We start from the raw sequence: 12,223 nt of genomic DNA, 5'->3' as shown, positions 1-12,223 counted from the left end.
AACTTCATGCGCACCATAGTCTTGTTGCTGATTGGCCTGACCGGCGGGCTGCTGCTGGCCCAGTGGGCGCAGAGACCGTCACCGGATCCGGCCCCGGGTCTGCAGCTGCAGACTGAGCCGGTTGCAGCCGAAACTGCCATCGAAGCGGCGCCGGCAACAGTTGCACTGCAGGTCGCGCGTCATGGCGAACGAACTGTTACAGCGCTGGCTACGATAGTAGGCGACGAACGCACCCTGCTCGCCCCTATCGCTGCTTTCGTCGGTGCGCAGCGACTGACGGCCCGGTCGGCATCCGGCCACCAGGCCGAGGCACCGGTAGTGCTGGCTGCAGACGAACGTACCGGGATAGCATTGCTGCAGCTGGACCGCCCGCTGCCCGACACGCAGACCCTGCAGCCAGATACCAGCGATGGTTCTTTATACATGGGACGGGAACTGCTTCTGCTTACCGGCGGCCCGCCGTACCGGGCAACAGTGGCGGCGGCTGGCGTGCGTGATGAACTCGGAGCGTATAACTACCAGCTGAGCATCGGCTCCTTTACCGGCGAGGGACCGGCCAGTGCCATCGTTGATCCCGCACAACAGGCTCTGCTTGGGCTGGTTCGGGGCGACCACAGCGCGACGACTGCGGTGGCGCTCGACATTGGCCCGGTAAACGCCCTGCTCGCACAGGCACAACGCGCGCCGCAACCGATGACATTGACTGAGTACGCCGACTATTACTACCGGCAGACCAGCGTCGGCCGCATTGCCTGGCTAAAAAACAGAATTGCGGTTGGCGATTACGAACAGGCAGTGGAATTCGGTCGACAGACTTTGCATCTTGACGAATACACCCGGCGGCACGGCAGCCGGCTGATGCATCAGGCCTACGCCTTTGCTGCGCAGCAACTGTTACAACAATCCGACTGGGCAGCAGCATTGGCGCTGCTGGATGATGCTGCCGTAACGGTTGGCCTGAGCGACAGCCTGCGTCTGATGCGGGTCGAGGCTCTTCAGGCCGTTGGCGACCTGCGTGGCGCGCTCAATGATCTGCTTGCGCTGTCAGATCCTGAGCCCCACAGGGTGCGCAGGCTGGTCATCGAAAACGCGCTTGCAGCCGGCCAGGATAGCGGCACCAGCCTGTCTTTGCTGCGCGAAGCGCTTGCTGCCGACCCGGACTACGCGCCCTATCACCGCCTGCTCGGTGAACTGCTGGCAAGGCGCGGTGATATGCAGGGTGCGCTGGCCTCACTGGAGCAGGCCCTTGCGCTGGATCCTGCACTGGCTGCGGAAATCGATCCGCTGCTGCAGCGGCTGCGGGCCAGGCGCAACACGCCACCTGTCACCACCGTACCAATCCAGCGCCGCCGCAACACGCTGTTCGTCAACGCACGAATCAACGGTTCAACCGAAACCTATCGCTTCCTGTTCGATACCGGAGCCAGCTACACCGCGATAACGTCCGCGACCGCGCTGCGTCTTGGCATTAATGATATTTTTTTCCGCGCCCCGGTTGTCGCACTGGAAACCGCCAACGGTCGGATCTATACGACCACGGCGCGGCTGCAGTCGATCGACGTCAGCGGAGCGCGGGTCGACAATGTCGAGGCGGTGATACTCGAATCAATGGGCGGCGTCGATGGCCTGCTCGGTCAGTCGTTCCTGCGCCACTTCGACATCAACATCGATCGCAGTGCAGGCGTCCTGGTATTCAACCGCCGGATAGGCGACTAAACCTACTGCGTGGCGCCCGGTCCCGGGGCCGAGAGAAAATACGCCCGCAGTATGGCCAGATCCTGCAAGTCCGTGTTGGCATCGCCGTTAAGATCGGTATCGAGGTCGCCGGCGGCAAGGAAGCTCGCGCGGAACAGCGCCAGATCCTGCAGATCGACAAAACCACTGTTATCGACGTCCGGGTCGCACATGTTGCCAAGACCATCGGCGTTGGTATCGCGCTGATCGCTGTTGGCAACCGTCAGACAATTATCCAGCGTGTCGATTACGCCGTCGGCATCGGTGTCGCCGGCGAGCACGCACTGGCTCCCGGCACCGCGCAGCCGGATGTCGTCAAGGTACCAGCCATCCTCGGTGACCGAAAAATCACTTTGCAGGCGGAAACGCACCTGGAAGTTTGCGGCACCTGCGTACTGGCTGAGACTGATAACCTGGTCCTGCCAGTCGGCGGCAACGCCGTCGTAACGCGCTACTTCTGACCAGCTGGCACCATTAGTGTCGCTGACCTCGATGATGCAGTAGTCGTAGCTCGCCTCCGTACGACACAGGCTGGCAAACTCCAGCCGCAAATCGCTGAGGTCCGTCACCATGATAGTCGGTGAGGTCAACGTGCTGTTTATGTTGTCAGAATACTCGCCGCCCGGGGAATCACTCCACGAACGCGTGGGCGAATTCGCGGCTTCGTCAGTAATAGCCCAGGGTGCCGCGGCCGACCAGCCCTGATCGCCGTTTTCGGCGTCATCGCTGAACACGTCGCAGTACGGCAGTAACTCAAAGTCCTGCACAATCGACTGTCCCTCTGCAACGGTGATTCCGCTTACGGTCGCCGGCGCGTAGTCGGGTGAATCAGGTGTTGCGGTGATACTGTATTCGCCCGCCGGCAACAGCAACGAATAGGTGCCACTTACATCGCTGGTGGCGACGAACGGCGCGCCCGCATCAATACTTGCAGCAACAGGCTGCCCGCTGCCCGCGGCAGTGACGGTACCGCTGATGACCGGTGCTATTGCCGGATCGACGACATAGACAAAAGCCGCGCTCACCGCACCCCAGTTGCCAGCGCTGTCCTGGCTGCGCAGGTAAATAATGTGCCGTCCCATCGCCAGGCCAGCGGTATTGATGCTGGCGGTGAGAGTCTCGGAGCTCGAATCAAAAGCGCCATCAGCGGCACTGACCGGCAGCGCCGTCGCCGCGGCCCCCGACCATGGCGGGTTGTCCAGGTAAAACTCCGCTGCACTGACGGACTGCACAGGCTCGGTTCCATTGGAATTATTGAACCGCGTGTCATCAGCAACTGCCGTCAGCTGCACGGTATCGCCTGGCGCAACCGCACCGGCCGACAGGTTCAGCGCCAGCGTGTCCGGCCCGGCCGGCGTCTGGTATGGCGTTCGCGCTACCTTGGCTGCGTAAAGCAACGATTCGAGATTATCCGGCAGGATAGTGTTTTCGAACGTGCTGCAATCCTGGAAAAAAGATGTTCCCAGCTCGTAGGTATAGGCCGCCAGACCGAGTTCGCCGTAGGCAAAATCGTCGGTGGTACCGTCTGTCGGGTAAAGACCAATCGCCTGCTCGGGGTAATAGTCGCTGAACCAGCTGAGCTTGCGCCCGAACGTCTGCAGCGCGGTGCCATTTGGCGCAACGGTTGGGCCCCAGCCCCACGGCCACAACACCAGCTGGCCATAGCTGTGCACGTCGAGAAATACGCCGGTAGCATCGTCAGGCGCCGGTGTCACCAGGTCGTCGGCACGCTGGTCGGGAAAAATGGAGCTCACATAGTCGCGGATTGCCATGGTCTCCGGCTCCGATCCCGCCGCGGTGCCGCGATAGGTCTCGCTGCACGGACTGGAACTGGAGCCACCACAACAACCCCATTGATAGGGGAAATTACGGTTGAGATCGATGCCACGACTGTTTGAAGTCGTCCCGCACGCATTCTGGTTTGTGTTCTTGCGCCAGAACAACCCGGTTTGAGCCTGTTTACGCCCATCCGGATTCGATTGCAGCGACAGATGTATCTCGTGCTCGTCGAGTAGCCAGGTAACATCGGCGTCAACGCCATAGTTGTCTACCAGGTACTCGGCAAAACGCGTGTTGAGTTCAGCGGTAGCCAGCTCGCGCGCGTGCACCGCGGTCATAACGAACAGTTTTGGCCGGTCGCCAGTACCGGCATCGTTGCCAAGCACCAGTACGCGCAGATCTTCGCCGTCCGACCCGTTTTGTTTTTCCCAGCTGTCGCCGATATCGAGCCAGCTGACCAGCCCCGGATTGTCCTGCGCCAGCGCCGCAGCATCAGCATAGGTTTCCGCCACTGTGCGATAGCAGGGAAAGCCTGCGATGCCGCGATTCTGGCCCGGCAGGCGTGTGTAGCTGCGGTTCAGTTGCCCGGTAAGGCGCTGGTCTATCTCGACGCGAAAACCTGCTTTTACCAGTGCGTCATAGTCCTGCTGCGTTGCCTCGATGGTGATGAAGTTCTTGTGGTAATCCACCTGCCACGGTTCGCGCTCCTGCGCTACCGCAGCGACCATCGCCGGGTCGTCAAAAAATGCGTTGACCACAACGATATCGTGTGAGAACCCGGGCTTGGCGGCACCGGACACGGACGGCAGCAGGCACGCCAGCAGGCAGGCGGCAATTAGGGAGCGCAGCATCAGGGAGTTGCCTCGTCTTGTAGTTATAGCCTGCGGTCGCAGGGCCCAGGAGCACAGGTTAGGTGACGGGGCTGGCGCCCGCAAGGCCGGCTCTTGCCATAATCGCCGCGAAACGCGGCGACTTGTTGTCAGGACGCTAAAACTGGGGGAACAGGTCGTCGAGCTCGATTTCGCTGTCGTCATCGCGACACAGCAGCCGCGCGCCTTTTTCGACACATATTTTCAACTGCTGCCGGGCAACGCCGATCGCCACCGTCAGTGCGCTCCACGAATCGGTACCGAGCCCGTCGCTGACGCTGCCAAGACCATCGAGTTTGAGCGGACAGGTCCAGGTCTTTTCGGCAACCTTGTAGGGGCGGCCGATTCGCACCTGGATCGGCGTGCGATCACCCTCGGGGGATTCGGCAACCAGCGCTCTTTCGGCGACAACTATGTCCATGTGGGGCAGCTCCGGAGTCAGGTCCTTAAACTTGGTTGGCAAGTTAGCACCGACCGGGCGCAGACACCTTGAAATGCATCACAGCTCGCGTGCATCGCACGGCTTATTGTCAAATAGGTCTCAAAGAACTGGTCGCAAGCTGTCGCGGCTGGAAGCCGCTCCCACAGGAACCTGTCGCTGGCAGTCGCGGCTGGCCGCACCTTAGTCTGAAGTCAGCGCCCCGGTGTCAAACCGGCATGGGCCGATAATTCCGTCGATACTGACGGTATAGCGCTCGACCACCCGCATTTCGCCGGTCTCGAATTGCACCAGCTGCTCGCGGGCAACAGGAAGGGCGGTATCAGGCTCGTACCACAACGTCACGGCGCCGGCAGGTTCGCCGGCGACAATCAAATCAAAATGCAGTCCGGCAACGGTGCGGCCGCCGATTCGGCGTGGCTGGTCGATAGCGCGAACGTTCGCCACGGTCACCCAGTCGCGAATGCTGCCGTCAGTCGCATCCGGCGGCGCGTCCTGAGTCAACATCGCGATGTTGTGCAGGACACCCATTCGCGTCAGTCCCAGCAGCAGCCCGTCACGCAATTGCGCCGGCGCCGGCTGCGAGAAATAACTGGCCGTTCCGCCGCGCATCGTCGTGCCGTCGGCAACCAGCAATGGCTGTACCGGCTGCGTCGCGAAATCGCCTGTCGCCCGCAAGGCTGCCAGTGCCGGCTGCTGCATTAGCAGGTCGCCGCTGATATCAGCCGACACCGCGCCGCGCGCCTCGATCTCGTAATCGATTCTCAGCACGCGGGCATCGAGCAACTGCTGTTCGATACGTGCCAGGGTCGCCTGCGCCTTCTTGTCCTTAACCGGTGTCGCTACGCAGGCGCAGAAGGCCAGCGACAGCAGCAACACGCACATTCGCACCCGCATCAGTCTTCCTTGAAAATCAGTACCACCGGATTGCCGGCACCGAGCCGATAGCCGCGATACATGCCTTCGCTGTTGAACGGCATGGCAATGTTGCCCTTGGTATCGATCGCGACTACGCCACCACTGCCACCGGCAGCAACGAGTTTTTCCATCACAACGTAGTCGGCCGCGGCAACCAGTGACGTGTCCTGATAGGCAAACCGGGCACAGATGTCATGCGCCACGGCATGACGAATGAAATACTCGCCATGACCGGTGGCCGAAACTGCACAGCTTGCGTTATCGGCATAGGTCCCGGCACCGATGATCGGCGAATCGCCCACCCGGCCCCAGCGTTTGGCTGTGGTGCCACCGGTCGACGTCGCGGCAGCGAGATTGCCACTCTTGTCCAGGGCGACTGCACCGACGGTACCAAACTTGTCGTCCGCATCGAGCGGATTAAGCATTGCCTGTGGATCTGCTGCCTTCTTTGCCTTGTTAAGCTGCTGCAGGCGAAAATCGGTATTGAACCAGCTGTTGTCGACCAGCTCGACGCCGGACTCGAGCGCGAACTCCTCTGCGCCGACACCCGCCAGCATGACGTGTGGCGAATCTTCCATCACCCGCCGCGCCAGCACGATCGGATTACGCACGTTGCGCACCGCAGCGACCGCACCCGCTCCGAGATCGCGCCCGTCCATCAACGAGGCGTCGAGTTCGTGAGTTTCCTCCCAGGTGTAAACGGAACCACGGCCGGCGTTGAACAATGGTGAATCTTCCATCACCGTCACCGCGGCGACCACCGCATCGACGCTGTCGCCACCACCGGCAAGGATGCGGTGGCCGGCATGCAGCGCATCGGTCAATACCGCACGAATCTGCTCCTCGGCCTCGGGCGTCAGGTTCTTGCGCTCGATGGTCCCTGCCCCGCCATGTATCACTAACCCATAATTGTCTTCAGCAGCCACACTTACCCCACTCGCCAGGACTATCGTCGCCGCGGCCAGGATCGTCCGGACAACGCTCAAAATGCCTGTATTCATGAATTCACACCCCCGACAGGACGCCGATTCTAACGCTTTAGCAGCCCCGTGGCTTTCCTTGACAGTGCGGGGCGGCGCATTCCTCTATAATGTGCGGCCCCGGCCACCGGCTCTGTGCCCGGCCGGCCTGGGTTTGTAGTTGGGCTGATTCAATAACAATGTCGGATACATGGCGGCGTTTCCTCGGTGCCGTATTGCTGGTTGTGACCATGGGCTTTGCTTCGTGCTCAGCCCTGTTGCACGTCAATGCCACTGACGGGCCAATATATATAAAGTCGGAGCGCTGAGCGGTGCCCGAGGTATACAAGCACGACAAGCACAAGGCGCGCTGGCCCGGTCGCGCCTACCTGCTGTACCTGCTGGCCATGCCGCTGGTGCCGGCGCTGATTGTCGTGCTGTTTATGGGCTCGCTTTCGAAGCTGCTCATTTTTGGCGGCGCCTTCGCCTCGTTCATCGCCGCTGCCCGTTTCATGCGCAAGGGACTGGTTGCCGAGGCGGAGTTTAATAAACGCAAGATCGCGCGGGCTTCGCGCACGCCACTCAAGGCCATCGGCTCGATGTTTGCCGGCCTCGGCACCTTCATCTGCAGCTGGCTTGCCATTGGCCACTCTCTTCCGTTCGCCGCTGTAATCGCGCTGCTGGCGTTTATCGGCAGCACTCTGTTTTACGGCCGCGACCCGGCCGGCAGCAAATTATCAAAATTGGGCAGCCACGGTTACACCACCGAGGAGATCATTGCCACGCTGAAAGAGGCCGAGAGCAAGATTCTTGGTATCGATTCGGCGCGCCGCGATATCCGCAATGCCGAACTGACCAATCGCCTGCGCCGCATAACGCAACAGGCACGCAAGATCCTCGGCCTTATCGAAGACGATCCCGGCGATATTCGTCGCGCGCGAAAATTTCTCAATGTCTACCTGGACGGTGCCCGCCGAGTCACCGAGGGATACGCCCGCTCACATCGCCGGGGCGCGCAGGTTGACGAACTTGAGGGCAATTTCCGCAATGTGCTGAACACAATCGAAGGTGTATTCGAAGAACAGCACCAGAAACTACTCGAACACGACAAGCTCGATCTGGACGTGCAGATCGAGGTGCTTTCCACGCAACTGAAAAAAGAAGGCGTAATCTGATTTTCCTGCCCCGGAGCTAGACTTATGAGTGACCAGACTGACACCAGGACAACCGTACAGACCCAGGCCACGGTGGGCGCAACCGCCGTTTCCGTGCCCGAGCTGAAAAACGAGGTGGTGCCCTACGCCGAGAGCCAGGGTGAAGATCGCCAGAAACTGGAAGCGCTAATCGCCGAACTGGACTTGCGCGATTCCAATTCGATCATATTCTTCGGCAGCAAAGCCCAGGAACAGCTGACCACGGTCTCCGACCAGATGCTCGAAGGGGTCAAGAACAAGGACCTCGGCGCCGCCGGTGATGCGCTCAGCGAGATGGTCACCACCCTGCGTGGCTTCGATACCGACCCGCTGGAGAAACCCGGCTTTTTTGCCCGCCTGTTTGGCAAGGCAAAGCCGGTGGTCAAGTTCCTGCAGCGTTACGAGGGTGTACGTCGCCAGATTGACAAGATCACCAACGATCTCGACAGCCACAAGACGAAGCTGCTCACCGACATAACAATGCTCGACCGGCTGTACGATGCCAACCTCGAGTACTTCCATGAGCTGGAGCTGTACATCGCGGCTGGCGAGGAGCGGCTACAGCGGCTGGATACGCATGAAATACCAGCGCTGGAACAGGCCACGGCCACTACCGATGAAGTTATCAAAGCGCAGGAGCTGCGTGACCTGCGCAGCGCTCGTGACGATCTCGAGCGGCGCGTCCATGACCTGCGCCTGACCCGCCAGATCACCATGCAGAGCCTGCCCGGTATTCGCCTGGTGCAGGAAAACGACAAGGGCCTGGTCACAAAGATCAATTCGGTTATGGCCAACACTATTCCACTATGGCGCCAGCAGCTGGCCACGGCCGTGACGATCTATCGCTCGGGGCAGGCTGCCGATAGCGTCAAGGCCGCAACCGACCTGACCAACGAGCTGCTCGAGTCGACATCAGAAGCATTGAAGACGGCCAATGCCGAGACCCGGCGACAGCTGGAGCGCGGCGTGGTCGATGTAGAGTCGGTCAAGACGGCAAACCAGAACCTGATCGACACGATCGAAGAGAGCCTGCAGATTGCCGATGAAGGCAAACGTGCCCGCGCAGAGGCGGTCACCCAGCTGCAGGAAATGGAAACACAATTACGCGAAACACTGGCGGCGGCCTCTGCCCGCGCCAGCGGCAAGACAGGGAGCTGAAGCATGGCATTCTGGGACAAAATCTTTGGTGAGTTCGTCGATGTAATCGAATGGACAGACGCCACCAGCGACACCATGGTGTATCGCTTTGAGCGGTACGGCAACGAAATAAAGTACGGCGCAATGCTCACGGTACGTGAGTCGCAAATCGCGGTGTTCGTCAACGAAGGCCAGATTGCGGATATCTTCGAGCCCGGCTTGTACAAGCTCGATACCAACAACCTGCCGATCCTGACCACGCTGCAGAGCTGGCCGCACGGCTTCAACAGCCCGTTCAAGGCGGAAGTCTATTACTTCAACATGCGTCAGTTCACTGACCTGAAGTGGGGTACAAAAAACCCGATCATGCTGCGCGACAAGGAGTTCGGCCCGGTGAGGCTGCGCTCATATGGCACTTACGTCGTAGCCATTGGCGATCCGGTGACTTTTCTGAAAGAGGTCGTCGGTACCGACGGACGTTTTACCACTGACGAAATAACCGCGCAGCTGCGCAATCACATCGTCTCGTGGTTCGCCACCAGTCTCGGCCAGTCAGGCATTCCGATACTGGACCTGGCCGCCAACTATGACGATCTCAGTGACTTCGTTACCAACAAGATTGCCCCCGAGTTCGGCTCGTATGGACTGGACCTGCGCAAGCTGCTGGTAGAAAACATTTCACTGCCGTCGGAGGTCGAGCAGGCGCTGGACAAGCGCACCAGCATGGGCCTCATTGGCAATCTGCGTGACTACGCTACATTCCAGGCGGCCGAAGCGATGACCGCAGCGGCAGAAAACCCGGCCGGCGGCGGTGCTGCTGCCGGCATGGGCATGGGTATGGGTTTCGGCATGGCCAAGCAGATGGTCGACACGATGTCCGCCGGCAGCGGTGGCGGCGGCAACGCGACGCCACCACCGGTACCACAGGAAACTCCGTGGTACCTGGCCAGCGAGGGACACCAGACCGGACCGTTCACCAAGGCGGAGATTCGTAACAAGCTGGAAACCGGCGACGTCAATCGCGACACGCTGGTCTGGCGCCAGGGCCTGGAAGAGTGGACCGCGGCCGAGCGGGTCGACGAGCTGGCCGCTATTTTCGCCCAGCTGCCGCCACCGGTGCCAAAGGGCTGAGCCGGGCCGGCTGAGCTTTTTTCGTGCCAAGCGAGGTACGCGCGCCCGGTACCGATCAGTTTCCGTGCGAACGCTGTGGGGCGCTGCAGACGTTTCAGCCCGGCACTGATCAGATCAGCTGCCCGTACTGCGGGCATACGACGGATATCGAGTCCGGCAGCGGCGTCCTGCGTGAATACGGTTTCCGCGAGGCGCTTAGCGAGCTGGCACAGGCACCGCCGGCCGAAGAGCGCGAAACGACCCAGTGCGAATCCTGCGCGGCCGAGTTTGACCTGGGTTCGCACATTCATGCCGGCGAGTGCCCGTTTTGCGGCACCCCGGTGGTCGAAGGCACCGGCACCGAGCGCCACATAAAGCCGGAATCGCTGCTGCCGTTCGAGATCGACGAAGAAAAAGCCCTCGCCAGCTTCAGGAAATGGCTGGGCAAGCTGTGGTTTGCGCCTGGTTCGCTGCGTCGTTACGCCGAGGGTGATGCGAGGCTTACCGGTGTTTACGTGCCGTACTGGACTTACGACAGCGCAACGGTGAGCCGTTATCGCGGACAGCGCGGCACGATCTATCACGTGCCACAAACCTACACCACAGTTGTCAATGGCAGACGCGTTACCCGCACCCGCATGGTGCAGAAAGTGCGCTGGAGACCGGCATCCGGCAGAGTGTCGCGATTTTTCGATGACGTGCTGGTCGGCGCCAGTCGCTCGCTGCCACGCAAGATTACCGACCGGCTTGCGCCGTGGGATCTTGCCAACCTGGTCAGCTATGACGAGCGTTACCTCAGCGGTTTTCGCAGTGAAGCCTACCAGGTCGGCCTGGACGAAGGATTCAAAACCGCAATACAAATTATGGATCGCGTGATTCGCCAGGATGTTGCCCGTGACATCGGTGGCGACCTGCAACGCATCACTCACGTTGATACACGCCACAGCGAGACTACCTTCAAGCACTTGCTGCTGCCGGTATGGTCGGCAGCATTCCGGTTTCGCAACAAGGTCTACCGCTTTGTGGTCAACGGCCGCACCGGCAAAGTGCAGGGCGAACGACCCTACAGCAAGTTCAAGATCGCGGCGGCCGCAGTAGCAGCAGCAATCGTGGTTGTGATCGTGCTGGTGCTGGGCAGCGAGTCGGGTGTAATTACTTTCTGACGAAGAAGTCCGCGCCAAAGCGATCGTAATGCCATGCAAATGCTGTTAGCGGAAAGAACAGCACGAGCAGCAGAGAGAAGTCCCACTCCAGCACCCGCTCCACGGTGTCCATGTCAGACAAGAACAGCGGCGCCGGTATTACTGCAAGCCCCAGCAACAGCATTGCACCGCAAAGCGACAGCTTTGCCACATAGATCCATCGTGGAATAGCAAGGCGACCCTCGCGCATCAGGGTTGCGATACGGCTGACAAACAGCAGCTGACCAAAAAATGTTGCCGACAGGTAACCCACGACGCCGATGCGCCGCTGGATCGCAAACCATTCGCCAACATGGCCGAGCACCGTAGTGTAAACCACCAGGAATACAGCAGCGACCAGACCCAGCCACGGCAGCGCCCGGCAGCGCAGCGACCTGTCACCGTGCGCGGCCAGCCAGCGACCGGCCAGGAACCAGTACACCAGCATAAACACAGCGGCCGGCATCATGGTGCCCTTGTAAACGAAACTGCCGGGCGGATTGCGACCGGTGGCACTGACCGAGGTGCAGCCGGACAGGTAAGGATTGCACTCCGGCACGAAGCCCGCGCTGGCTGACAATACATAAGCCGCGTTCGCCCCGACCAGCGGCAACAGCCCGGCCAGGACGGCTACTGCCAGGAAAGCGTGATTTGCCCGCATGAGTCTGTTTCCATGTTGCCCCGATTCTAGTGCGCCTGCCGCGTGACTGCACCGCTTTGTGTAAAGTGTTTTTCTCCCTATGCCTTGACATAACTGGAAGACGTCCTGCAACAACGTGACAACGATCACGGTCGTGAAACTTATGTTTGATACTTCGTCATTCGAAACGCGCAACTGATCACAGCAACAAACATGCAACGCTGATAACGTAGCCAAAGTTTCGTTAAGTACTACGGTGGTTTT

General features: G+C 60.4%; 10 protein-coding genes. 5 read left to right on the top strand and 5 right to left on the bottom strand.

Features of this window, described 5'->3' with window-relative positions; genetic code table 11:
* Window positions 1–6: 6 nt before the first annotated feature.
* Window positions 7–1,716 carry a clan AA aspartic protease gene (locus tag HKN06_06985; GenBank protein NNF61061.1) on the top strand — a complete coding sequence of 570 codons (1,710 nt, stop codon included), beginning with the start codon at window positions 7–9 and terminating at the stop codon, window positions 1,714–1,716.
* A 2-nt stretch (window positions 1,717–1,718) separates the two neighbouring features.
* On the opposite strand, the gene HKN06_06980 is transcribed toward HKN06_06985, so the two are convergent.
* From HKN06_06980 to HKN06_06965, 4 genes are all read right to left on the bottom strand, one after another.
* On the bottom strand, window positions 1,719–4,364 hold the full coding sequence (locus tag HKN06_06980; GenBank protein NNF61060.1) for a hypothetical protein: 2,646 nt from the start codon (window positions 4,362–4,364) through the stop codon (window positions 1,719–1,721).
* 136 nt (window positions 4,365–4,500) lie between these two features.
* Window positions 4,501–4,845: a hypothetical protein gene (locus HKN06_06975; GenBank protein NNF61059.1), complete on the bottom strand. Its 345-nt coding sequence runs from the start codon at window positions 4,843–4,845 to the stop codon at window positions 4,501–4,503.
* A 159-nt stretch (window positions 4,846–5,004) separates the two neighbouring features.
* The gene (locus tag HKN06_06970; GenBank protein ID NNF61058.1) at window positions 5,005–5,718 is read right to left on the bottom strand and encodes a hypothetical protein; all 714 of its coding nucleotides are present in this window, start codon (window positions 5,716–5,718) and stop codon (window positions 5,005–5,007) included.
* Entirely contained in the window at window positions 5,718–6,740 is a 1,023-nt protein-coding gene (locus HKN06_06965; GenBank protein NNF61057.1) for an isoaspartyl peptidase/L-asparaginase, read from the bottom strand. The genes HKN06_06970 and HKN06_06965 overlap by 1 nt, the downstream gene beginning before the upstream one ends.
* A 290-nt stretch (window positions 6,741–7,030) precedes the next feature.
* On the opposite strand from HKN06_06965, the gene HKN06_06960 reads away from it, so the two are divergent.
* Genes HKN06_06960 through HKN06_06945 form a run of 4 tightly spaced genes read left to right on the top strand, consistent with a single transcriptional unit; the run spans window position 7,031 to window position 11,301 of the window.
* Complete coding sequence (locus HKN06_06960; GenBank protein NNF61056.1) at window positions 7,031–7,873, top strand: 5-bromo-4-chloroindolyl phosphate hydrolase; 843 nt, start codon at window positions 7,031–7,033, stop codon at window positions 7,871–7,873.
* A 24-nt stretch (window positions 7,874–7,897) separates the two neighbouring features.
* Window positions 7,898–9,049, top strand: a complete 1,152-nt coding sequence (locus HKN06_06955) for a toxic anion resistance protein (protein NNF61055.1) — start codon at window positions 7,898–7,900, stop codon at window positions 9,047–9,049.
* 3 nt (window positions 9,050–9,052) lie between these two features.
* Window positions 9,053–10,159 carry an SPFH domain-containing protein gene (locus HKN06_06950; GenBank protein NNF61054.1) on the top strand — a complete coding sequence of 369 codons (1,107 nt, stop codon included), beginning with the start codon at window positions 9,053–9,055 and terminating at the stop codon, window positions 10,157–10,159.
* A 23-nt stretch (window positions 10,160–10,182) separates the two neighbouring features.
* Window positions 10,183–11,301 (top strand): primosomal protein N' (replication factor Y) - superfamily II helicase, encoded by a 1,119-nt coding sequence (locus HKN06_06945; protein NNF61053.1) that lies wholly within the window; start codon window positions 10,183–10,185, stop codon window positions 11,299–11,301.
* Here HKN06_06945 and HKN06_06940 read toward each other — a convergent pair.
* Complete coding sequence (locus HKN06_06940; protein NNF61052.1) at window positions 11,291–11,980, bottom strand: hypothetical protein; 690 nt, start codon at window positions 11,978–11,980, stop codon at window positions 11,291–11,293. The genes HKN06_06945 and HKN06_06940 overlap by 11 nt on opposite strands.
* Window positions 11,981–12,223 lie beyond the last annotated feature (243 nt).

The organism is Gammaproteobacteria bacterium (assembly GCA_013003425.1).
GTDB lineage: Bacteria > Pseudomonadota > Gammaproteobacteria > Steroidobacterales > JABDKV01 > JABDJB01.
The sequence above is the reverse complement of the archived record's forward strand: the minus strand, read 5'-3'. Positions and strand labels throughout refer to the sequence as shown.

Coding starts and splice junctions, on each gene's coding strand:
- HKN06_06985 (NNF61061.1), top strand. CDS start 7: ATGCGCACCATAGTCTTGTTGCTGATTGGCCTGACCGGCGGGCTGCTG.
- HKN06_06980 (NNF61060.1), bottom strand. CDS start 4,364: ATGCTGCGCTCCCTAATTGCCGCCTGCCTGCTGGCGTGCCTGCTGCCG.
- HKN06_06970 (NNF61058.1), bottom strand. CDS start 5,718: ATGCGGGTGCGAATGTGCGTGTTGCTGCTGTCGCTGGCCTTCTGCGCC.
- HKN06_06965 (NNF61057.1), bottom strand. CDS start 6,740: ATGAATACAGGCATTTTGAGCGTTGTCCGGACGATCCTGGCCGCGGCG.
- HKN06_06955 (NNF61055.1), top strand. CDS start 7,898: ATGAGTGACCAGACTGACACCAGGACAACCGTACAGACCCAGGCCACG.
- HKN06_06950 (NNF61054.1), top strand. CDS start 9,053: ATGGCATTCTGGGACAAAATCTTTGGTGAGTTCGTCGATGTAATCGAA.
- HKN06_06940 (NNF61052.1), bottom strand. CDS start 11,980: ATGCGGGCAAATCACGCTTTCCTGGCAGTAGCCGTCCTGGCCGGGCTG.